Source organism: Lentilactobacillus parafarraginis DSM 18390 = JCM 14109 (assembly GCF_001435895.1).
Taxonomy (GTDB): Bacteria; Bacillota; Bacilli; order Lactobacillales; family Lactobacillaceae; genus Lentilactobacillus; species Lentilactobacillus parafarraginis.
The window spans coordinates 16,632-40,117 of record NZ_AZFZ01000025.1 but is presented as its reverse complement, the minus strand read 5'-3'; the positions used below and the strand labels follow the sequence as shown (position 1 = coordinate 40,117).

General features: G+C 46.2%; 23 protein-coding genes. 20 read left to right on the top strand and 3 right to left on the bottom strand.

Annotated features, from left to right (window positions below):
* Positions 1 to 173 precede the first annotated feature (173 nt).
* Positions 174 to 2,015 (top strand): APC family permease, encoded by a 1,842-nt coding sequence (locus FD47_RS07430; protein WP_056980384.1) that lies wholly within the window; start codon positions 174 to 176, stop codon positions 2,013 to 2,015.
* A 172-nt stretch (positions 2,016 to 2,187) separates the two neighbouring features.
* Here the strand turns inward: FD47_RS07430 and lrgB are convergent, their stop codons facing one another.
* Together lrgB and FD47_RS07420 are read right to left on the bottom strand one after the other, a co-directional pair.
* Positions 2,188 to 2,940: an antiholin-like protein LrgB gene (lrgB, locus tag FD47_RS07425; RefSeq protein WP_008210890.1), complete on the bottom strand. Its 753-nt coding sequence runs from the start codon at positions 2,938 to 2,940 to the stop codon at positions 2,188 to 2,190.
* Positions 2,941 to 2,958: 18 nt separating this feature from the next.
* A complete protein-coding gene (locus FD47_RS07420; protein ID WP_008210889.1) occupies positions 2,959 to 3,408 on the bottom strand; it encodes a CidA/LrgA family protein in 450 nt (149 codons plus the stop codon).
* 258 nt (positions 3,409 to 3,666) lie between these two features.
* Here FD47_RS07420 and FD47_RS07415 point away from each other — a divergent pair, with 258 nt between their 5' ends.
* On the top strand, positions 3,667 to 4,773 hold the full coding sequence (locus tag FD47_RS07415) for a glycosyltransferase family 4 protein (protein ID WP_056980381.1): 1,107 nt from the start codon (positions 3,667 to 3,669) through the stop codon (positions 4,771 to 4,773).
* Between the two features lie 69 nt (positions 4,774 to 4,842).
* Here FD47_RS07415 and FD47_RS07410 read toward each other — a convergent pair whose 3' ends face one another.
* Positions 4,843 to 5,511 (bottom strand): YigZ family protein, encoded by a 669-nt coding sequence (locus FD47_RS07410; protein ID WP_054734413.1) that lies wholly within the window; start codon positions 5,509 to 5,511, stop codon positions 4,843 to 4,845.
* A 46-nt stretch (positions 5,512 to 5,557) separates the two neighbouring features.
* Here FD47_RS07410 and FD47_RS07405 point away from each other — a divergent pair, with 46 nt between their 5' ends.
* From FD47_RS07405 to lgt, 18 genes are all read left to right on the top strand, one after another.
* Positions 5,558 to 6,886, top strand: a complete 1,329-nt coding sequence (locus FD47_RS07405; RefSeq protein ID WP_054734410.1) for an ATP-dependent helicase ComFA — start codon at positions 5,558 to 5,560, stop codon at positions 6,884 to 6,886.
* Positions 6,883 to 7,572, top strand: a complete 690-nt coding sequence (locus FD47_RS07400) for a ComF family protein (protein ID WP_054734406.1) — start codon at positions 6,883 to 6,885, stop codon at positions 7,570 to 7,572. The genes FD47_RS07405 and FD47_RS07400 overlap by 4 nt, the downstream gene beginning before the upstream one ends.
* A gap of 114 nt (positions 7,573 to 7,686) precedes the next feature.
* Positions 7,687 to 8,247, top strand: coding sequence for a ribosome hibernation-promoting factor, HPF/YfiA family (gene hpf, locus FD47_RS07395; RefSeq protein WP_054734403.1), 561 nt, complete (start codon positions 7,687 to 7,689; stop codon positions 8,245 to 8,247).
* 259 nt (positions 8,248 to 8,506) lie between these two features.
* The gene (gene secA, locus FD47_RS07390) at positions 8,507 to 10,870 is read left to right on the top strand and encodes a preprotein translocase subunit SecA (protein WP_056980379.1); all 2,364 of its coding nucleotides are present in this window, start codon (positions 8,507 to 8,509) and stop codon (positions 10,868 to 10,870) included.
* An 85-nt stretch (positions 10,871 to 10,955) separates the two neighbouring features.
* Positions 10,956 to 12,078 (top strand): peptide chain release factor 2 gene (gene prfB, locus FD47_RS07385; protein ID WP_191982192.1). Its coding sequence is split into 2 segments (ribosomal slippage): positions 10,956 to 11,033 and positions 11,035 to 12,078, totalling 1,122 coding nucleotides; the frame shifts between segments, so codons are not numbered across the junction.
* Positions 12,079 to 12,252: 174 nt separating this feature from the next.
* The gene (locus FD47_RS07380) at positions 12,253 to 13,413 is read left to right on the top strand and encodes a PDZ domain-containing protein (RefSeq protein ID WP_054734400.1); all 1,161 of its coding nucleotides are present in this window, start codon (positions 12,253 to 12,255) and stop codon (positions 13,411 to 13,413) included.
* Positions 13,414 to 13,451: 38 nt separating this feature from the next.
* Complete coding sequence (locus FD47_RS07375) at positions 13,452 to 14,180, top strand: response regulator transcription factor (protein WP_054734398.1); 729 nt, start codon at positions 13,452 to 13,454, stop codon at positions 14,178 to 14,180.
* Complete coding sequence (locus FD47_RS07370; protein WP_338043338.1) at positions 14,167 to 15,618, top strand: sensor histidine kinase; 1,452 nt, start codon at positions 14,167 to 14,169, stop codon at positions 15,616 to 15,618. The genes FD47_RS07375 and FD47_RS07370 overlap by 14 nt, the downstream gene beginning before the upstream one ends.
* Before the next feature lie 160 nt (positions 15,619 to 15,778).
* Complete coding sequence (locus FD47_RS07365) at positions 15,779 to 16,666, top strand: phosphate ABC transporter substrate-binding protein PstS family protein (RefSeq protein WP_008210870.1); 888 nt, start codon at positions 15,779 to 15,781, stop codon at positions 16,664 to 16,666.
* Positions 16,666 to 17,595 carry a phosphate ABC transporter permease subunit PstC gene (gene pstC, locus FD47_RS07360; RefSeq protein ID WP_008210868.1) on the top strand — a complete coding sequence of 310 codons (930 nt, stop codon included), beginning with the start codon at positions 16,666 to 16,668 and terminating at the stop codon, positions 17,593 to 17,595. The genes FD47_RS07365 and pstC overlap by 1 nt, the downstream gene beginning before the upstream one ends.
* A 5-nt stretch (positions 17,596 to 17,600) precedes the next feature.
* Entirely contained in the window at positions 17,601 to 18,482 is an 882-nt protein-coding gene (gene pstA, locus FD47_RS07355; protein ID WP_373878931.1) for a phosphate ABC transporter permease PstA, read from the top strand.
* Positions 18,483 to 18,496: 14 nt separating this feature from the next.
* Entirely contained in the window at positions 18,497 to 19,309 is an 813-nt protein-coding gene (gene pstB / locus FD47_RS07350; protein ID WP_056980377.1) for a phosphate ABC transporter ATP-binding protein PstB, read from the top strand.
* Positions 19,310 to 19,320: 11 nt separating this feature from the next.
* Entirely contained in the window at positions 19,321 to 20,079 is a 759-nt protein-coding gene (pstB, locus tag FD47_RS07345; protein ID WP_008210861.1) for a phosphate ABC transporter ATP-binding protein PstB, read from the top strand.
* Positions 20,080 to 20,090: 11 nt separating this feature from the next.
* Positions 20,091 to 20,747 (top strand): phosphate signaling complex protein PhoU, encoded by a 657-nt coding sequence (gene phoU, locus FD47_RS07340; protein ID WP_054734392.1) that lies wholly within the window; start codon positions 20,091 to 20,093, stop codon positions 20,745 to 20,747.
* A gap of 90 nt (positions 20,748 to 20,837) precedes the next feature.
* A complete protein-coding gene (locus tag FD47_RS07335; protein ID WP_054734389.1) occupies positions 20,838 to 21,161 on the top strand; it encodes a PspC domain-containing protein in 324 nt (107 codons plus the stop codon).
* A 2-nt stretch (positions 21,162 to 21,163) separates the two neighbouring features.
* The gene (locus tag FD47_RS07330) at positions 21,164 to 21,514 is read left to right on the top strand and encodes a phage holin family protein (RefSeq protein WP_040537515.1); all 351 of its coding nucleotides are present in this window, start codon (positions 21,164 to 21,166) and stop codon (positions 21,512 to 21,514) included.
* 94 nt (positions 21,515 to 21,608) lie between these two features.
* Complete coding sequence (gene hprK / locus FD47_RS07325) at positions 21,609 to 22,634, top strand: HPr(Ser) kinase/phosphatase (RefSeq protein WP_171035012.1); 1,026 nt, start codon at positions 21,609 to 21,611, stop codon at positions 22,632 to 22,634.
* A 12-nt stretch (positions 22,635 to 22,646) separates the two neighbouring features.
* Entirely contained in the window at positions 22,647 to 23,483 is an 837-nt protein-coding gene (lgt, locus tag FD47_RS07320; RefSeq protein ID WP_304607938.1) for a prolipoprotein diacylglyceryl transferase, read from the top strand.
* Positions 23,484 to 23,486: the final 3 nt, after the last annotated feature.

The window sequence follows — 23,486 nt, the reverse complement described above, 5'->3', positions numbered from 1 at the left end:
TATTTACTTTAACTTTGGGGGTACACCTCATTATTGGGCGCTTTTTTTGGTTATGTGGTATGGTGTTACTGACTGTTTTCATACATATTCAACCCTTGTATTTCCGAGTCAGAAGGACTATTATTTTATGGTTCACTACGAAAGGGTAAATTTTATCAAAGGAGTAACGATCTATGTGGCGATATTTAAAACGGTTTTTAATTGGAAAACCGCTAAAAACCACTGACGAGGGCGGCCAGGCGCTTACAAAGTTTAAAGCGCTGGCACTATTATCATCTGATGCGCTATCGTCCGTGGCTTATGGTACCGAACAAATTACCACAATCTTAATCACCTTATCGGCCGCTGCACTGATGTATCAAATTTGGGTTGCAGCGCTCGTTTTGGTTTTGTTGGCTGCAATTACTTTATCTTATCAGCAAATTATTCATGCTTATCCGTCCGGTGGTGGCGCCTACGTGGTTGCCAGCACCAATTGGGGTGAACGGGCTGGGTTAATTGCCGGGGGGTCGCTACTGGTCGATTATATGCTGACCGTGGCCGTATCAACGACTTCCGCAACTGAAGCAATTACTTCGGCGATTCCCAGTCTGTATTCCCACCAAGTATTAATTTCATGTTTAATCGTGGTTGCTATTATGTTGTTGAACCTGCGGGGAATTCGAGAATCGGCGTCGTTTCTGACTTTGCCGGTTTACCTATTCATCGTGATGATCATTGCAATGGTCGTCTATGGCGGTTATAACATCGTTTCTGGGAATTTACAGTACCATGCTGCGGCTCATATTGGGGCACCGGTTGAGGGTATGACTTTGATCCTGTTCTTCCGGGCATTCTCATCCGGGTCATCTTCATTGACCGGGGTTGAGGCGATCAGTAATGCCGTTCCGAACTTTAAAAAACCGAAGAGTCATAATGCATCGGCCACCCTGGCGATCATGGCGACGATTTTGGCGGCCTTCTTCGGCGGCATTACGTATTTAAGTTACTACCTTGGAATTGTTCCAAACCCGCACGAAACGGTGCTTTCTCAGATTGGGGTTGCCGTTTTTGGTCATGGCATTATCTACTACGTGCTCCAATTAGCCACGGCCATGATTTTGGCGGTTGCTGCCAATACCGGATTTTCGGCGTTCCCAATTCTTGCCTATAACCTGGCCAAGGATAAGTTTTTACCGCACGCCTACCTTGATAAGGGTGACCGCCTTGGTTATTCTAACGGTATCATCTCTCTGGCTGTCGGGGCGATTGTTCTTATTGAAATCTTCGGTGGTCGAACCAGTTCATTGATTCCATTGTATGCAGTCGGGGTGTTTATCCCATTTACGCTGTCACAATCGGGAATGATTATTCACTGGCGGCGAAATCGCGGTAAAAACTGGCACGTCAAATCCGTTATCAACTTTATCGGTGCCTTCATCTCCCTCGCACTGGTTGTCTGCTTGTTTCTCCTGCGGTTCCCAAATGTTTGGCCGTACTTGATTGTCATGCCGATCCTGTTGAAGATTTTTTACAAGATCAACGGGCATTACAAACGGGTTGCCGAGCAGCTGCGGGTAGTTGAAGAGGATACCGAAATTACCGCGACCCATCATTTTGACGGGTCAACCGTGATTGTCTTGGTGAGCGGTGTCACGCGGGTAACGGCTAATGCGGTGAGTTACGCCCAGTCGATCGGTGATTACGTCATCGCCATGCATGTATCCTTTGATTCAAATCCTGAGAAGGAGCATAAGACCTCAGAACAGTTTAAGCGCGAGTTCCCTGACGTGCGGTTCGTTGACATTCACTCATCGTATCGATCGATTGCTCAGCCAACCCTGCGGTTCTGTGATGTGATTGCTAAGCGGGCAGCGGATCGAAACTACTCAACCACTGTTCTGGTGCCGCAATTTGTTCCCAAGCATCGTTGGGAGAATATTTTGCATAATCAAACCAGCTTACGCTTACGAACTATATTGAATTCACGGCAGAACATTATCATTTCCACTTATAACTATCATCTAAAGGAGTAATCGCGATAACCCATTGCGATTGCATTCGAAATAACCGGACACCAATTGGATTAATCAGAGGTGTCCGGTTTTTGTGTGGGCATGAAACCTAGTTGCGGATGATCGGGCGATCATTGGCGGACGAAAAAAAGAAGCTTCCAGTGAAAGCTTCTTTGGATTGATTAATTGATGATTATTTTATCAGTCCCATAAAGTTGGCAAAGGTTGGAACAACCAGGTCAACAACAATTGAGATGATAACCACGGCAATTGCGGCCATGGCACCGGCAGCTGAACTTAACTGCAGGGCTTTGGCTGAACCAACCGTATGGCCGGCAGTTCCTAACCCAAGTCCTTGACCAATTGGTTCAGTCAAGTGGAAGATCTTGATCAGCCAAGTTGCCAGGGCGTAGATAAGAACGGCATTGAGGATACATGCCATGGCAGTGATGGCTGGGGTGCCGCCAATTGCGCCGGAAATTGGCATTGCGATCGCGGTCGTTGCGGCTTGTGGCAACATCGAAGCAATCCCATTGTTGTCCATCCCCATAAGCTTGGAGACACCGTAGATGATAAATAATGAAATGAATAACCCAATAATCAGTGAAATGATAATTTCAAACCAGAATCGTTTAACGATATCATTCCGCTTATACAGGGGAACGGCAAACGCAATTGTGGCGGGGTTTAAGAACCAGAAGATGATGTCACCGCCTGGTTTGTATGCGTTGGTGTAGAACCAGGTTACGTCAACGCCAAACGCTTTGGCCATTAACCACAGAACGAAGATTCCGAGAACCATCCCAACGAATAGTGGCTGGAATAGGAAGAAACCCTTACCGATTTTGAATAGCCATTGGCCGAATAAGAATAGTGCAATTGATAAACAAATCCCGAAAATTGGCGTGCCCAAGTAGGCCAAAATGGTTGTTTGAGTAGCAGTCATGAGTATCTCACCCTTTCTCTATTTCTTCGCTTCGCTGCTAACGCTGACATCCCCGTGAAAGACCGTCTTTCGGATCCAGATAAAGAACGATGTCGTGTAAGCGATTACAATTAGTAAGACAACGGTAGAAATAACAATCGCGATAATGATCTGAAGCCCTTGAGCCTTCATGATATCCAGAGAAGCGGTTAATTGGATCCCTGATGGGACGAAGAGGAAGGCAATCATGCTAATCATGAAGGTGGCAAATTTTTCAACCCATTCAACCTTAACGATATGCAGTGTTAAGAGAAGGTAGAGCAGAATCAACCCGACCACGGGTACCGGTACCGGGAAGGTTGGGGGGAATAATGGCGAAATTAAACTGGAAACAAACAAGACGCCGGCAAAGATTCCCATTTGAACCAAGATTGGGGCATCTTTTTTCTCATCTTGCGTAGCTTGTGTAACATTTGCTTTGTCAGCCATGGTGAAAACTCCTTTCACTTTTAAAAATAAGATAATCTGAATAACACCGCTCTCTTACAATCCAAAGTATAAATGTTTTTGTGAAATAAGACAATTAAAAGCTCCGCAAACTCAATAAATGTGAAGAACTATACAAATAGTTGTTCAAACGTGTAAGCGTTTTCTTATAGTTGCGGGTTTTGCCCGGCGGGTTGTTTTTATGAAACGGCGTCTGTATAATTGATTTGATAATAACTGCAAGTAAGAGAGGTTTCAAATTTGAAATTCGAAATCATTGTATCTTTATTTGCGACCATGATTATTTCGGCCGTCCTCACGCCCTTCATTCGTAAGCTCGCATTTGCGGTGGGGGCTGAGGATCGCCCAAATAAACGTCGTGTTAATAAGATCCCAATGCCAACCATTGGTGGGTTGGCGATTTTTATTGCGTATACGTTTTGTACGATGATTCTTCTAAGAAACCAGTTTCCAACCAAAATTTTGTGGGGGATCTATGGTGGTGAATCGATTATTATCCTGACTGGGATCATCGACGATATCTTTGAATTAAAGCCCCGCCAAAAGGTTCTTGGCATTTCCCTGGCTGCCCTGTGGGTTTATTTTTTTGCCGGCGTTAAAATGACGACCATTACCCTGCCGTTTTTTACCGTTCACTTGGGCTGGTTAAGCCTGCCGATCACTTGGATTTGGATTCTGGCAATTACCAATGCGGTTAACTTAATCGACGGCCTTGATGGTTTGGCGACCGGCGTGTCAATTATTGCGTTGACAACCATGGGGATTACGGGGATGTTTTTCCTGAACGTGGGGAACATCTTTGTTTCAATCATGATTTTTGCGCTGGTGGCATCCTGCGTGGGCTTCTTGCCGTACAATTCTTTTCCGGCGCGCATCTATCTTGGTGATACCGGCGCGCTCTTCATTGGGTTCATGATGGCCGTGTTTTCGCTATTTGGGTTGAAAAACGCAACCTTTATTACACTGCTGATTCCGGTGATGATCTTAGGAGTCCCGATTACTGACACGGTTTACGCCATTTTTAGACGGCTATTAAACCGTCAGCCAATTTCTCACGCCGATAAGCGGCACCTCCATCATCGACTGATGCAGATTGGATTGACCCATCGGCAAACGGTTCTGGTCATTTATGGAATTGCCCTGATCTTTTCGTTTATTTCGTTGCTTTATCCAATCTCAACGCTGTGGGGATCCATTTTACTCACAATTGCGGTGTTGATTGGTTTGGAGCTATTTGTTGAAACGATTGGCCTGGTTGGGGAAGATCGCCAACCATTATTAAATGGCATTAAAAAGCTGGTTAAAGATACCACCAGTAAAGAAAATCAGGGGAAAAATGACAAATAAAGATTTCTCTGGTTACATAAAAAGCGACTGCTTGAACAATCAAGAGATTGATGGTTTAAGCGGTCGCTTTTATTGTTGTTGATCCTTTTTCTCACGCTGCTGCCTGGAGAAAGGCTCTTCAAATAGTTTGTCCTGGCCTTCGGTGAAGTGGACATTGCCACTGAACAGGTCCATGAGCTGTTGTTTGAAATCGGCCATTGACGACTCGCCAACCGGCACGGTCACTTTAACGTCGGTTGCATAGGCCGTATCTTCAACGGGAATGCTTTTTTGGGTTAAAAAGTAGTTAAGGGAATCGAGCTGATTATAGTCAATCGTAATGATCAGCTCTTTTTTTGTGACCAAATTGACGATTCCCAACTGATCAATGGTTGTCGACGTTGCGTTGCTGTATGCACGAATGAGGCCGCCCGCACCAAGCTTGATGCCACCAAAGTAACGGGTGACCACGGCCAACACGTTGTGCAGCTCATTCATTTTTAATACTTCAAGGATGGGAACGCCCGCGGTTCCCGAAGGTTCGCCGTTATCACTTTCTCGTTGAATCTGATCTTGATCTCCCAACACATAAGCAAAGCAGTTGTGGTTGGCCTTTGGATTATCCTTGGTAATTGTGGCGATCAATTTCTTGGCCTGGTCTTCGGTTGAAATGCGGGCCATTGTGCAGATGAAGCGGGATTTCTTGATAATGATTTCATGATTGCCATTTTGTTTAATCGTTAATGATAAATTTGTCAAAAACAGTCCTCCATTAATTGCGTATCTAATAAGATGAGGTGGTTACATGATTAATCATATATCAGAGTTGTATGGACGCCAAATAAAATTATCGGATCTTTCCGAGGAACTTCAGCATCATCCAGACATTCATGTGCGGCCGGCGCTCGCCAAGATTGCCGGTCGTTGGGTTTGCACACGCTGTCAGGCCAAACTAAAGCCAACCCTGGCTGGACTGCCGAGCGGTCAATTTTACTGCTATGAATGCATCCAAATGGGCAGAATGGATACGCTTCAGGGCTTGGCAACCGTCGATGAACCCAATCGCTTCGCGGCCGTTAAGCACCCGATGAGTTGGCGGGGGCATTTGACGGCCCTGCAGGCGGCGTGTGCGCAACAGATTGTCGAAGTCTTTAAAGACCATCGCCGCCATTTGTTATGGGCTGTGACCGGGGCAGGCAAAACTGAAATGCTGTTTCCGACAATTGAGTGGGCAATTCGCCACGGCTTACGAATTGGCATCGCGTCACCCCGGGTAGATGTGTGCATTGAACTGTTTCCCCGGATCCAAGCGGCCTTTGATGGCGTGAGCAGCGTTTTACTGCACGGTAAAAGTGAGGCGCCATATCAATACTGCCAGATTACGGTATGCACGACGCACCAATTGCTGAGGTTTTACCATGCGTTTGACGTGATGGTTATTGATGAGGTGGACGTGTTTCCGTTTTCCGGCAACCCAATGCTCCACACGGCCGTTTCAAACGCCATCAAGCCCAGCGGTGGGCTGCTGTATTTAACCGCCACGCCGGACCGGTCATTATTGCGGGCAGTGAAGTCCGGCTACTTGTCGGTCGGCTACTTACCAATTCGCTATCATGGGCACCTGCTTCCGGAAGTGACGATCATTAAATTACCGAAGATTGCCGCGCAAATTAAAGAAAGCCGCCTTCCTGGACAGGTGATGACCATGATTGGCCGGCTGGTTGCGGCGAAGCAACGATTTTTGTTGTTTGTTCCCACGATTCAGGATCTTCAGCGAGTTGGGGCGGCCATTTCCAGAGAAAAGATTCGCTGCCGATATGAAACGGTCTTTTCCGCGGATCCGAAAAGGCTTGAAAAGGTTGCGGCGATGCGGTCACGTTCACTGGACTTTTTAATCACGACGACCATTTTGGAACGGGGGGTTACCTTTCCCGGCATCGATGTGCTGGTATTAAAGGCTGATGACCGGATCTTTTCGTCGGCCGCGCTGGTGCAAATTGCCGGCCGGGTTGGTAGAAATAGCGAACGACCAGGCGGCCAGGTTCTCCTTTATTGCAGCACTAGATCGTCCAGCGTGAAGGCGTGTGACCGGCAAATCAAGCAGATGAATCAGAAAGCCCGGCAACTATCATGAATTGTTTACTCTGTAACGGTCAGGTTGACCAGGGGCTCACACTGAGTCAAATTTTGTCGTTTCAAGCGTTGACGACCGATTCAGTTTGTTCAGCCTGTCGCCGGCAATTTTCGCCCCTTAACCGGGTTAAAACCTGCCGACTTTGCGGGCGCAAATTATTGGCCGCAATGCCGGATCCCTGCTTGGATTGTGAGAAGTGGCGAAGGGGTTTTCCTTATCCGTTTGCCAGTCGCAGCCTTTATGAATACAACGATGCCATGCGTGAATTTATGAAGCGGTATAAATTTATGGGGGACTACCGCCTCCGGGCTGTTTTTTCGCCGATCCTGAAGGCCGAGCTCCGGACGACCCACCGACTAATTGTGCCGATCCCGGTCCACGAAAGTACGATGGCGACTCGTGGATTTAATCAGGTGACGGGGCTTTTAGAGTCACTCAAGTTATGTGAGTGCCTGGCGACCCGTGAACAGCAGAAAACTGGGCGCCAATCCGCCAAAAATCGGCTGACTCGCGTGCTGGCCGAACAGCCCTTTAAATTAAAACCGGACACGCAGGCTCAAATTACGGCGAAACCCGTTGTATTGGTGGATGATGTCTATACCACCGGGACGACAATTCGCCACGCAGCCGGGCTCCTGATGGCCGCGGGGGCAGCATCGGTTGTCGGCCTCACTCTGGCAAGATGAATTAATTCAGAGCTGATGATTGTTAAAAGCCTAACTTTCATTTATACTAAAAGTGTAGCCAGTAATGAAATCACTTTCATTACCGGATCATTAATGGTGAAGGGAGAGAACGTTATGCTAATATTTAACATTCGTGGAGAAAATATTGAGGTCACTCAAGCGATTCGCGATTACGTCGAAAAACGAATCAGCAAGCTGGAGAAATACTTTGAAAAGGACATGAAAAACACGGCTCATGTCAATCTGAGGGTTTATCCAGATAAACAAGCTAAAGTTGAGGTAACCATTCCTTTGCCATACCTGACACTGCGGGCTGAAGAAGTTTCTAACGACTTGTATGCGAGCGTTGATTTGGTAACCGATAAACTCGAGCGCCAAATTCGTAAATATAAGACCAAAGTTAACCGGAAATCACGTGAAAAGGGCTTCAAGAACTTGGAATTCATTCCAAACGAAACCCAGCCGGCTGATGATTCCGACGATGAATCGAAATTTGATGTTGTCCGGACAAAGCGATTGGCCTTAAAGCCGATGGACAACGAAGAGGCGATCCTGCAAATGGATATGCTGGGTCATGACTTCTTCATTTATGAAGATGCGGATACTTCCGGCATTGACATTGTTTACCGTCGTAATGACGGCCGCTACGGTTTGATCGAAATCGGCGAAGAATAATTGCGAAGACTTCCCTTTAGGCGCTCAGGAAACTGGTCACTTAAAGGGAGTCTTTTTGTCATCGGCGATTATTTAAGAAAGTGCCTATTTTTACCATCTCACTTCACTATTTCTCCCAAGTAGTCTATGATAAGTCAATATATTATTTGTGATCTCGGTGTTTTCATTACCCCGCTTGAATGTTACAATTAAAAAGTATGTAATTGAGTAGTACGATTAAATTTAAAATGACTAGTTTGATTTAGAAGGGAATTTTTCAATGGCTAATGTTTTAAAAAAATGGGTTGAAAGCGATAAGCGTGAACAGAAGCGTTTAAGCAAAATTGCCGACAAGGTCGGAGCTTACGCCGATGAATATCGCCAACTCAGTGATGATGAATTGAAAGCGAAGACCCCGCAATTTAAAGAGCGGTACAAAAAGGGCGAAACCCTTGACGACCTTCTGCCGGAAGCCTTCGCGGTTGCGCGTGAAGGGGCTCGCCGGGTTTTGGGTCTCTACCCATTCCACGTTCAAATTATGGGTGGCATTGTGCTGCACGAAGGTAACATCGCCGAAATGAAGACTGGTGAAGGAAAAACTTTGACCGCCACCATGCCAGTTTATTTAAATGCCCTTGCTGGTGAAGGGGTCCACGTTGTGACGGTTAACGAGTACCTATCACAACGGGATGCCACCGAAATGGGTGAGTTGTACAACTGGTTAGGCTTAAGCGTTGGCGCCAACTTGGCCGAAATGTCACCTGACGAAAAGCGGGAAGCATATGCTGCCGACATCACCTATTCAACCAACAGTGAAATCGGGTTTGATTATCTTCGAGACAACATGGTTGCCTATAAAGAAGAAATGGTTCAGCGGCCGCTGAACTTTGCGATTGTCGATGAAGTTGATTCAATTCTGATTGATGAAGCCCGAACCCCACTGATCATTTCTGGTCAGGCAACCGGGACGTCTGAACTTTACCAACGAACTGATCGGTTTGCCAAAACCCTTCACGAAAACGACGATTTCAAGATTGATTTGGAATCTAAAACCGTTTCGCTAACCGATAAAGGGATTGAAAAAGCTGAGAAGTACTTCAACCTCAAGAACCTTTATGATACCGACAACACGGCCTTAACCCACCATTTGGACCAGGCTTTACGGGCGAACTTTATCATGCTTCGTGATAAGGATTACGTGGTTCAGGACGGTGAAGTGCTGATTGTTGATTCCTTTACCGGACGAATTATGCAGGGCCGCCGGTTCTCCGATGGCCTGCATCAAGCAATTGAAGCCAAAGAAGGCGTTGAAATCCAAGAGGAAAGTAAGACCATGGCAACAATTACCTATCAAAACATGTTCCGGATGTACAAGAAGCTTGCCGGCATGACTGGTACCGCAAAGACCGAAGCTGAAGAATTCCGCGAAATTTATAACATGGAAGTTATTTCAGTTCCAACGAACAAACCGGTTGTCCGGGTTGACCATCCAGATATTTTGTACCCAACTTTGGAAGCTAAGTTTGATGCCGTTATTAAGGAAATCAAGCAGCTTCATAAGAAGGGCCAGCCCATGTTAATTGGGACGGTCGCCGTTGAAACTTCCGAATATCTGTCAAAGCGCCTGGACGAGGAACAAATTCCCCACGTGGTCTTGAATGCCAAGAACCATGCTAAGGAAGCTGACATTGTTACCAATGCCGGCCAAAAGGGCGCCGTTACCATTGCGACCAACATGGCTGGTCGAGGAACTGATATCAAGCTTGGACCGGGCGTTGTTGAACTCGGGGGCCTTGCCGTTATCGGAACTGAACGCCATGAATCACGGCGGATTGATAACCAGTTACGTGGCCGTTCAGGGCGACAGGGTGATCCAGGCTTGTCACAATTCTACCTGTCACTTGAAGATGACCTCATGCGGCGATTCGGTTCTGATAAGATTAAGACGTTCCTTGAACATCTCAATGTTGAAGGTGAAGACGCCGTGATCCGGTCACGGATGATTACCCGGCAAGTTGAATCTGCTCAGAAGCGGGTTGAAGGAAATAACTACGATTCCCGGAAAAACGTGCTGCAGTATGATGATGTGATGCGTCAACAGCGTGAAGTGATTTACGGTGAACGTCAAGAAGTCATTGAAGAGGATAAGTCCCTTAAGTGGGTCATTATGCCAATGATTGAACGGACGGTTAACCGAATCGTTGATCTGCATACCCAGGGTGAAAAAGAAGATTGGGATCTTCAAACGATCTTGGACTTCGCCATTACCGCAATGGTCAGCCCTGATAAGATTTCATTGGAAGACTTTGAAAATAAGACGCCTGATGAAATTAAGAAGATGCTGATGGGGCTTGCTGATCAAGCTTACAAAGACAAGCAGGAGCAACTTTATGATGCTTCGCAAATGCTTGAATTTGAGAAGGTTGTGATTCTTCGAGTGGTCGATTCTCACTGGACCGATCATATTGACATGATGGATCAGCTTCGTCAGTCAATTGGCCTTCGAGGTTACGGTCAGTTGAACCCACTGGTTGAATACCAGCGTGAAGGTTATAAGATGTTTGAGGAAATGATTGCTGATATTGACTACGACGCAACCCGTCTATTCATGAAGGCAGAAATTCGTCAAAATATGCAACGATAATCAGTGAAGAGGCCAGACACAAAACAACGTTTTGTTTGGGCCTCTTTTATAATTAACGGTTAATAAATTGAAATGAGGCATTACTATGGCATTTGAAATAAATGAAGCAAAAAAACAACTGGCAGAGATGCAACAAGCCATCGATGGCTTTAGGGGGTCGCTTTGACTTTGATGCCCTAAGTGAAAGCATCAGTATCAATGAGTCAAAAATGGCCGAACCGGGCTTTTGGGATAATCAGGAAGCTGCTCAGAAGCTGATTGATGAGACAAACCAGATGAAGACTAAGAAGGATAATTTCACTAAGCTAGCGAGTGAACTTGAGGATTTAAAGGTAACCTTTGAGCTTATTGAAGATGATCCGGACGCTGGGATGCAGAACGACTTTGTCACTGAAGCAGAAAAATTGAAAAAGCAACTGGATCAGTATCAACTGGGCCTTCTATTAAACGGGCGCTACGACCACAATAACGCCATCCTTGAAATTCATCCTGGGGCTGGGGGCACTGAAGCTCAGGACTGGGGGTCCATGCTGCTGCGAATGTATACCCGCTGGGCAGAAGCGCACCACTTCAAGGTTGACGTCCTCGATTATCAGGTCGGTGACGTTGCTGGCATCAACAGTGTTTCAGTTTTAATTAGCGGTGAAAATGCGTACGGTTATTTACGCTCCGAAAAGGGGGTTCATCGTCTGGTGCGAATCTCACCATTTGATTCAGCCGGTCGGCGGCACACCTCCTTTGCTTCGGTGGACGTGATGCCTGAGCTAAACGATGACGTTGAGATTAATATTAATCCGGACGACTTACGGGTTGACGTGTATCGGTCAAGCGGTGCCGGCGGCCAACACATTAACAAGACATCTTCAGCGGTTCGGATCACTCATATTCCGACTGGGATTGTTGTGGCGAGTCAAGCGCAAAGATCGCAATTGCAAAACCGGCAAACGGCCATGAACATGTTGAAATCAAAACTCTATGAGTTGGAACAGCAGAAGAAGGCTGAGGAGAAGGCCAAAATTGAAGGGGAACAACTTGATATTGGCTGGGGGTCTCAGATCCGCTCCTATGTATTTCATCCTTATTCCATGGTTAAGGATCACCGGACCAACTACGAAACTGCCAATGTAGACGGGGTGATGGACGGAGACCTTGACCCGTTCATTAACGCTTATCTGCAATGGCAGCTGAGTCAGGATAACCCTGAATAATGATTAAGAGAACTAGAAGCCATTCTTAAGACACTTTATGAAAGGCGGACCGCAAACGAATCAGCGGGCCGCTTTTTTGATATGAATTTTCAGTAATTTCCCCAAACGCTGCTTTTAAAACCGGTTTAATCAATGCTATACTTGAGACATTAATAGTCATGAGGGAATACATCTATGAAATTTTTGATTGCAATTGGATTTTACGGACTTCAGCCAGTATTGTGGGTTGGGGTGATTCGGGCATACTTAATTCATACAAATCGGCTTAATCGGGAACGAAAACTCTTCCGATCAGCGATTTACGACCAATTTTACGAGGGACGGCACTTTGTTCGCAGCGGCTTGATCCTAGGGGTCTGTTTGTCAATCATTTTTAGCTGGTTGCTGGTCGTTTCCGCTCAATGGGTGATTCTATACGAAGCACTGATTTTAGTAAGTTTGATTCTGGTCCCTGGTCAGTTTTTGGGGGTGACGGCCGCTGTCATTGCCGCGGTGGTCACCATGATCATGCCGCATATTCCCGCGTTGTCCGGAATTGAAAGTTGGTTAAATCACCTCGGTATTGGCGGCCAAGCGGTGAACCCGTTAAACTTTTTATTAATCACCAGTTTGATAATATTGGTGACCGGGATCTTCATTCGTTTTAATGCCGGCCGGTTTGATTCACCGGCAATTGCGCGAAACACGCGGAACAATAAAGTGGCCGTTTTTCCGTTTAACGAATTAACTGTCATCCCTTTTTTGATGCTGATGCCTGGCGATTGGATTAAAATAAATATGAGCTTTATCCCACTATTTCAGATTCATGGGCATGCTTACGTGTTGGTCTTTTTGCCGATCTTAATTGGCTTAAAAATGACCGTTGCCAAGAGTGCCCCCCGGGCGTTCTTTAAACAACTTAGTCGAGAACTTATCGGAGTGGCGGTGTTTGGGATTGGGCTTCTGGTTGTGACGGTCTTTGTTCCGCAATTCACGTTAACCGCGCTTGTCGTTTTGATCGGCGCCTATTATGGGGTGCTGGGATTGGCACGCCGGCGGGACCGCCACCAGAATTTTGAATATAGCGAAGTGATGGACGGCATTCGGGTGATCGGCATTCAGCCAGGAACGCCGGCTGCTAAGATGGATTTGGATGTTGGCGACGTGATTTTGACGGTGAATGGCATTCAAGTCACGAACGAAGATCAGTTTTATCGAGCCATTTCGACCAGCCCAACGTATTGCCGATTTAAAGTTCGTGACCGAAATGACCAGCTCAAAATGACTGAATCGGCAATTTTTAAGAACTCGCCCCATGAAATTGGGGTTAAAACGTATGCGCAATCATTTGAATAATCGAAAGCACTCATAGCACCCATAGGAGGATCATTCCCTTGAAGAAAGTATTAGTCGTAGACGACGAACCAGCAATTGTGACGTTGCTCGAGTATAATCTTAAACAGGCGAGTTTTGATGTTGAAAGCGCGACAAACGGCACTGATGCGTTATCGATGATTGAAAAGAATCATTATGATATTGTCCTATTAGATTTGATGTTGCCAGAAATGTCGGGCGAAGATGTCTTGAAAAAGCTTCGTCTGGATCGAAATGATACGCCCGTGATCGTTTTGACCGCTAAAGATACTGAGTTCGATAAAGTCTTTGGTCTTGAGATCGGCGCGGACGATTACGTTCCAAAACCATTCAGTCCGCGAGAAGTGATTGCCCGAATCAACGCTGTTTTACGGCGTTACGAGAAGTCGGCTGCCACCGCCAACCAACCAGATACAAAGACTGAAAAGGGCGAAGTTGAAACAACCGGACCGTTTACGATTAACTATACGCAGTACAAGGTTACTGCGCACCACCAAAATTTGAAGTTGACACCAAAGGAATTTGAACTGATGCAGTACTTGGTTGGTCATGAAAATCAGGTTTTAAGCCGTGACCAGTTATTGCAGGGTGTGTGGGGCTTTGATTATTCCGGTCAGAGCCGGATGGTTGACATTCAGATTGCCCATTTGCGCGAAAAGATTGAACCGGATCCCAAGAATCCTAAATATTTACGAACGGTTCGCGGATTTGGATACGAATTTTCGACTGGGGATGATGACGCTGAGTAAAGCGTATCAACAAATAATGATTATCCTAGGATTAAGCATCGCCGAAATGGCAATGCTTTTTTATGCCTTTAGCAAAAATAGCCGTGATTGGCTGTTCTTCTGTCTGGTACTCATGATTGTCCTTGTTGTGATCATCCTCCGAGCGACCGGTGACTTTTACCAGAACGAAAAAATTCGCCGTCAATTGGAACGAATGACGAAAAATATTGTTAATCACCAGCCGGTGTCGCCGCTATTCGTTCGGCCAGGGAATCCCTATAAGCAGATTGCCGATCAGCTTACCGAATTGCAGTCGCGCCAACAGGATGCCAGCAAGACCATCAAAAATAGCAATACCGAATTGGTGACGATTTTGTCGAGTTTACCAGTGGGAATCATGGTAATTGATTCCAGCCAGGACGTGATTTTTGCTAATCATCGAATGGCGAGCACTCTGCAGCACACGATCATGAATCAACCGCACCCGTATTCGCAAGATATTCGGAACTATCAGCTGCTATCATTGATCGAAAAGGTTTTTAACGACCACCATTCCCAGCATGCCGAAGTTCGAAGCGTTGGCGATAATTCGCAAACTTGGGATACCAGTGTCGTCTTTAACCAGTTGGATAATGATTTTCATGTATCAGTGATTGTCTATGACATTTCAGACATCATTAACGTTAAACAAATGCAAATTGACTTTCTCCGCAATGCCAGCCATGAATTGAAGACCCCGGTAACGGCGATTTCTGGGTTTGCCAAAACCTTACTCGGTGGGGCGATGGATGATCGAAAGACGCTGGTTGAGTTCCTCAAAATTATCGATCAGCAAAGCACGCAGTTAACGTCCTTAATTCAGGATGTTTTGACAATTTCGCACATTCAAAATGGCGGTCCCCACCAAACCCAGGCAATCAACTTGAAGGACTTTGTCGATTCCCATCTGGAATCGTATATTTCAATGGCCCGGGTCCAAGATATCTCCTTAATTAATCAGGTTCCGGAAAATGCGGTCATCAATGGCGATCCCCAGAATTTGACGCGGATTTTTCAAAATCTTGTCAGTAACGCGATTAAGTACAATCGACCAAGCGGGTCGGTGACAATCGGTTATTCTGCCAGTGATAGTTTTTGGCAGCTCAAGGTTTCCGATACCGGCATTGGGATCGCTCAGAAGGATACTTCCCGATTATTTGAGCGATTCTACCGGGCTGATGATTCTCGGACCAAACAAAAGGTGAGTGGGACTGGCTTAGGATTGGCAATCGTCAAGGAACTGGTTGATGCAATCGGCGGGGTGATTCACGTTAAGAGTCAGCGCGGCGTGGGATCCACGTTTACCGTGGAATTTCCGATCAACGAAAGTGATACCGGTGATTCAACGATGGCCCATAAATTAAATGAGCCGCCGGCTGCGCCTAACTCGAATTTAGGTTCAACGAATACAAAAGATTAGTTTTTTTCGGTTATTTAGCCGGGAAAAGCTGATCTTTTTTTGATTTGCCGGCCATTATTAACGACACCCGGTGTCTCTTTTACATAACTTTTACAATTCGAATATCAAATATTTACATTGATTTAATACAATTGAATATGGAGATTAGGAGGAAATATTGATGCGGAAACGAACACTTGTTAAATGGATCCTGGTTTTAGTTGTGATTATTGCTGGAATCGGCTCGTATACCACCCGAAGTAAGCGGGCAACCAATCAGCAGTCCATCACTGCCGTTGGGTCAACCGCCCTTCAGCCGCTGGTTGAAGCCGCCAGTGAACAGTATTCTGCTGAACATAGCGGTATCTTCATTAATGTGCAGGGCGGCGGTTCTGGAACCGGCCTCAGTCAGATTGAATCTGGCGCCGTTCAGATGGGGAATTCCGATTTATTTGCTCAGGAGAAGGCCGGCATTGACCCGCAACATTTGGTTGATCATAAGATTGCCGTGGTTGGGGTTGCGCCGATTGTTAATAAGAAAGTCGGCGTCACCAGACTGACGACGTCACAATTAATCGCTATTTTTACCGGGAAGGTCAAAAATTGGCGAGCAGTCGGTGGAAAGAACATCCCAATTACGCTCATTAACCGAACGCAGGGAAGCGGTACACGGGTAACCTTTGAAAAGTATGCCTTGAAGGGTCATTCCAGTGCGGTTGCTCAGGAGCAGGATTCCTCTGGGACGGTGCGGCAGATTGTCTCATCAACGCCAGGAGCCGTGAGTTATGTTTCATTCAGCTACATCAATAAAGATGTTCAGCCAATTTCGATTGATGGGGTTTCGCCAACGGAGCGCAACGTCATGTTAAACCATTGGAAGATCTGGGCGTATGAACACATCTATACGAACGGCAAGCCAACCGGGTTGACCAAAAAGTTTCTCAATTACCTCCAAACCAAACACATTCAGACAACCCTCTTTAATAAGTTGGGGTATATTTCTGTGAAGGATATGCATTATCAACGAACCTGGAAGGGCCAATTAAGTAAAGAATCGGGGGTTGCCTAATGCAAAATCAAAAATTAGCCAAACAGTTAATGAAAAAATCAAAAACCGCTCGTTACGAACGATTTGGTCGGCTTCTGTGTCTCTCAGCCCTGTTATTGATCATGGTGATTGTCATTGGCATCATCGCCTTTATCGCAACCAAGGGCATGTCGACGTTTATGAAAGATCATATCAGCATGAAGGACTTCTTTACCGGTACCATCTGGAACCCCGGTGCAAAAACCCCTAGTGGCCATGCGGCTGTTGGGGCACTGCCGATGATTGTTGGGTCATTTCTGGTGACAATTTTGGCCGCCATTTTATCGACCCCGTTTGCCATTGGCACGGCGGTCTACATGACGGAAATTTCACCGAAGCGCGGCGCAAAGATTCTTCAGCCAGTGACTGAACTACTAGTGGGAATTCCTTCGGTGGTTTACGGATTCATTGGTTTGTCCGTCGTTGTCCCGTTCGTTCGAAACACCTTTGGCGGTAGTGGCTTTGGAATCTTGTCCGGAACATTTGTCCTGTTCGTTATGATTCTGCCGACGATCGTTTCAATGACCGTTGATTCGTTAAAATCAGTCCCGACTTACTACCGGCAAGCATCTTTGGCATTGGGAGCAACTAAATGGCAGACCATCTGGAAGGTGGTTCTAAGAGCCGCTTCTCCGGGAATTCTGACCGCTGTCGTGTTCGGAATGGCCCGGGCGTTTGGGGAAGCCCTCGCCGTTCAAATGGTGATTGGTAACGCCTCGTTAATGCCCCACAATTTGGTATCGCCGGCATCGACGTTAACGTCAGTATTGACTGCCGGGATGGGTAATACCGTTATGGGATCACTTCAAAACGATGCCCTGTGGTCATTAGCCCTGGTGCTGTTAGCAATGTCGCTGTTCTTTAACTTGCTCGTTCACTTTATCGGAAAGAAGGGAGCCTTCAGCAAATGAATCGGATGCAGAAACAAAGTCAAGTTGCAATGGGGTTACTTCGCGCAATTGCCGGCTTCGTGGTATTGATTCTGGCCTTCTTAATTGGCTATATTTTTATCACGGGTCTGCCAAATATTTCTTGGAAGTTCCTGACTTCACCGGCGAAAGCGTTCAGTGCCGGTGGCGGGATTGGCATTCAGCTATTTAACTCGTTTTATTTGTTGATTTTGGCAATGCTCATTTCATTACCGATTGCGTTGGGCGCTTCGATTTACCTAAATGAATACGCCAAGGACAACTGGTTTACCTCAACAATTAGAACGGCCATTGAAATTTTGAGTTCCTTGCCGTCAGTGGTGGTTGGATTGTTCGGGTTCCTGCTCTTCGTTGTTCAATACAACTTTGGCTTTTCAATTATTTCCGGCGCGTTAACCCTCACGATTTTCAACTTACCGCTACTCACCCGAAACATTGAAGAGGCTCTGGCATCGGTTGCCGATGATCAGCGCCAGGGTGGCCTGGGGCTTGGATTATCCAAGTACGAAACGATTATCCACATTGTCGTCCCAGCGGCGCTTCCGGGGATTATCAGCGGCATTATTCTTTGTTCCGGCCGGGTATTTGGTGAAGCGGCCGCTTTGATTTACACGGCGGGCCAAAGCGCTCCCGCCCTGAATTTCGCCGATTGGAATCCCTTTAATATTGACAGCCCGCTGAGTCCGTTACGGCCAGCCGAAACCCTTGCGGTCCATATCTGGAAGATTAATTCTGAAGGGATTATGCCTGATTTGACAAAGGTTTCATCAGGATCCGCCGCAGTTTTGGTGCTGGCAATCTTAATTTTTAACCTCTCGGCCCGCTATATTGGCCGAAAAGTTTTTGAAAAAATGACGTCAATGGATTAATGAGGAGATCAGTTATGCAGACGATATTTGATACCCAAAGTAACGAGCGGTTTATTTATCACTTTAATCCTGAAGAAAATTCAATTGAAATGCAGACAAAGGATCTGGAAATTTCTTATGGGAAGACCTTAGCCATGCAGCATGCCGATATTCAATTTAAGAAAAACACGATTACCGCGTTAATCGGACCATCCGGTTCCGGGAAATCTACGTTTTTACGAGCGCTCAACCGCATGAATGATGACGTGGCCACTGTTAAGGGGCAAATCCTCTATCAGGGGGTTAACATTAACCAGCCCGGCATTGACGTGTACGAAGTTAGGCGTCGGATTGGCATGGTGTTTCAGCGGCCCAACCCGTTTGCTAAATCCATTTATGATAACGTGACATTTGCCCTTCAGCGTCGCGGCGTTCATAATAAAAAAGTTCTGGATGAGGTGGTTGAAACCACCTTGAAGCAGGCGGCTGTCTGGGATCAGGTTAAAGACAGTCTTCATAAGAGTGCCCTGTCGCTTTCCGGCGGCCAGGCTCAGCGGGTCTGTATTGCCCGGGTGCTCGCCGTCAAACCTGACGTTTTATTGTTGGATGAACCCGCCAGCGCGCTGGATCCAGTATCGACTTCCCAGTTGGAACAAACGCTACGGGAATTAAAGCCAAATTACACAATTATCATTGTGACCCATAACATGCAGCAGGCTGCCCGGTTAAGTGACTACACGGTTTTCTTTAATCTGGGCGAGGCCATTGAATATAATAAAACCCGGAAGATCTTCACCCGGCCGAAGATCCAGCTGACCGATGACTACGTTTCCGGAAACTTTGGATAGGAGGAACGAGGATGACTGCCCCAATTATTTCGACTAATAACTTGGATCTGTACTATGGCGATTTTCAGGCGTTACACCAGATCAAACTTGCCTTTCAGGAAAATGAAATTTCTGCCTTAATTGGGCCTTCTGGATGTGGAAAATCCACATTTTTAAGGTGTCTCAATCGAATGAATGATATGATTGATGGCGTGACGATTACTGGCGCGGTGAACTTTCGTGATCAGGATATCTATTCACCACAGACGAACCTGGTTGATTTGCGTAAGGAAATCGGCATGGTGTTTCAACAGCCCAACCCGTTTCCATTTTCGGTTTACGACAACATCACTTATGGCCTAAGAATTGCCGGCGTTAAGGACAAGCAAAAACTCGATGAAATTGTGGAACGAAGCTTAAAGCAAGCCGCTGTCTGGGATGAGGTAAAGGATCATTTGTACGATAACGCGTTGTCATTTTCCGGCGGCCAGCAACAGCGAATTTGTATTGCCAGGGTCCTTGCCGTTTCACCATCGGTTATTTTAATGGATGAACCAACGAGTGCCTTGGATCCAATTTCGAGCGCCAACATCGAGAACACGTTGCTCGAACTTAAGAAAGACTATACGATTATTATTGTGACGCATAACTTACAGCAGGCATCGCGGATTTCGGATCGCACGGCGTTCTTCATGGAGGGCCGCGTTGTTGAATACGATGATACAACCAAGATGTTTGTGAATCCGGATGATAAACAAACCGAGGATTATGTAAGTGGTAGATTTGGATAGGGGATGACTAAATGGGAAAAGTATTTGATGAAGAGATTGTCACGTTAAAGGCTGATTTTATGAAGTTAGGAGCGATGGTGGGCGAGGCCATCACCAATGCCGGCCAGGCGTTTATTGATCATGATGTTCACGCTGCGCAAACCGTTGTGACCAACGATCATGAAATCAATCATCTCCAGATTCATATTGAGAAACGTTCTTTTGAAATGATTGCTCTGTATCAGCCGGTTACCGGTGATTTGCGGGAAGTGGTTGGCATTTTGAAGGCGGTCACTGATTTGGAGCGGGCCGGCGATCACGCCCGCAACATTGCCCGGGCGGCTATTAGCATTAAGGGTAAACCGCGAATTGGTGATGTTGAGCGGATTGTGGCGACAATGGCCAAGGAAGTCAGCGAACAATATAACGAATCCATTAGCTCATACGGGGAAGCAGATCAGGATCGGGCCAAGGAGACCGCCAAACGGTTTGACAAGGTTATCGACAGCCACTACAACGACATTGCCGCCCCAAGTTACCAAGCAATGGCGAAGGATCCAGAAATTGTGAATGCAGCCATTATATACTTAAACGTTGCCAAGGATCTTGGGCGAATTAGCGATTACAGTACGAATATTTGTGAATGGACAATTTACTTGGCAACCGGAAAAATTATCGAATTAAATTAAAAAAGGGTATTTTTTTGCACTGCATACTTGATTGCGGCGCTTTTTTTGATAGTCTTAAAGTAAGTGATCTTTTAGGACGGAGGACTTGAGATGGATAATAAGAAAAAACTTGTTCGATCATCATCAGATCGGTGGGTTGCCGGTGTTTTAGGCGGAATTTCCGCTTATTTTAACTGGAATTCCACACTGGTCCGAATTCTGTATATCGTTCTGGCGTTGATTCCGGGCTTGGGGGAAATTGCGATTTTGGCATACATCGTCATGATCGCAACGATTCCCGGGGAGAATGCGCCGGCCTCATTTTTTAGTCAGTTCAAATCAACTTACCAGAATCAACATGGCGGCAAAAAGTCGCCTAAGGTGATCCATGGGGTTGAGGAACAGGATGTTGATCACCACAAGAAAGAAGGTTAGCCGTGAGATTTCTATCAACGGTCTTAGTTGACGCCCTGTTATTCATGGCGATTAGCGGATTTTTTCCAAACAGTTTGTATGTTGCCAGTGTCGGGGTTGCTGCAGTTGCGGCCTTAGTGCTGGGAGTTTTAAACTGGTTGGTGCGGCCAATTCTCATTATTCTATCGCTGCCAATTAATTTTTTAACGCTGGGGTTGTTTGGAATCGTGATTAACGGTTTGATGTTGGAGTTAACGTCGGTCATTATTGGCAATAGTTTTGAGTTTTCGTCTTTTTGGATGGCAATGGGCGTGGCAATCTTGATGTCGTTAGTCAGCACGATTATTGCCCAGTATTTCAGGCGGCCCGAATGAGCGATATTGAACGTGAATTTGGGTTATAATTATGTCAAGCGAAGCGTTTTCAATCATCATAAGATAAAAACCGATTATTTGAGGAGGGATGTTCTTGACTGAAAGTGTAAGTGTCGCAGATTTGGTGACCAATACCAGGTTGGACGTCTACTATGGCAAGGAATATTTAAATGATAAATCAATTTCAACCAGTGATATTTCCCGGCCTGGATTGGAATTGACGGGCTTTTTCAATTACTACCCGGCAAAACGAATTCAGCTGCTGGGGATCACTGAAATTTCCTATTCCAAGGGAATGACGCATGAGCGGCTGCTCGATGTGATGGGTAAGATGTGCCAGCCGTCGACGCCAGCCTTTGTTGTGTCAACCCAGTTGGATCCCCCTGATGAGTTGCTTGAAGCAGCTAAGAATGAACACATTCCGGTGTTGGGATCAAAGTTAACGACGTCGCGAATTCTCAGTAATATGACCAACTACCTTGAAGACAAGCTGGCTGAACGCAAGTCGCTTCACGGGGTATTGGTCGACGTCTACGGCTTGGGAATTTTGATTACTGGTGATAGCGGGATTGGTAAGAGTGAAACCGCGTTGGAACTGGTTAAACGTGGGCACCGGCTGATTGCCGATGATCGGGTTGAAGTTTATCAGCAGGATGAACAGACGTTGATGGGCAATGCCCCCGCAATTTTACGGCACCTCTTGGAAATTCGGGGGATTGGCATCATCGATGTCATGACACTGTTTGGAACCGGTGCGGTTCGTAGTCAAACTAAGGTGGATTTGATCATTCATCTGGCGAACTATACTAAGGAAGCAAAGTTTGATCGCTTGGGAAATGGGACTCAAAACGTGCATATTTTTGACGTTGACGTTCCTAAAATCACGATTCCCGTTAAGACCGGGCGAAACCTCGCGATCATTATTGAAGCTGCGGCAATGAACTTTCGGGCTCAGTCAATGGGTTACGATGCCACCGAAACCTTTGATCGTAACTTAAATAATTTGATTAAAGTTAATAGTCAAAATGATGCCAAGGAAAAGGCAGAGGAGCAGACGGTCAAAAAGGAAAATAAAAATATAATCGGCGATGATCAAAAGCCCGCCGATTCTGAGAAATAGGGGTTGCAGTTGTTGAGTGTAACAAGTTTAGCGTTGAACCCGATTGCGTTTCATTTAGGCCCAATCGAAGTCCACTGGTATGGTGTGATTATCGCAACCGGTGTGATTATCGCGGTGTATCTGGCCGTTCGGGAAGGTAACAAACGCGGAATTAACGCCGATGATATTTATGATATGATTTTATGGGCCTTACCGGCAGCTTTGATTTGTGCTCGGCTATACTACGTGGCCTTTCAATGGCAATACTATAAAAATAATCCCGGTGAAATCATTCAGATTTGGGACGGGGGAATTGCCATTTATGGTTCCCTAATCGGGGCGATGATCGTTGTGATTTGGTTTTGCCGTAAGCGGTTTATTCCAGTCTGGCTGATGCTTGATGTCGCGGCGCCAACCGTCATCTTGGCGCAATCAATTGGCCGCTGGGGCAATTTTATGAATCAGGAAGCGTTCGGTAAGGTTACCTCATTAGCGTACCTGCAAGGCTTGCATTTGCCGCACTTCATCATTTCACAGATGTATATTAGCGGTGCGTATCGGCAGCCGACTTTTTTGTATGAATCAATTTGGAGCTTCTTGGGATTCTTGGTTCTCATCACGTTGCGCCACAATCCCAAGTTCTTCAAGCAGGGAGAAGTCTTTTTGAGCTATGTGATGTGGTATTCGTTTGGCCGCTTTTTTATTGAGGGCATGCGAACCGATAGCCTAATGTTATATAATTTAAGGGTCTCCCAAATCTTATCAATCGTCTTATTTGTTGGGGCGATTGGGATCATCATTTACCGTCGGCGGCGGCGTGAGACCAACCCGTGGTATTTGGAAGGCAACACCCTGCACGTTGATTTATAATTA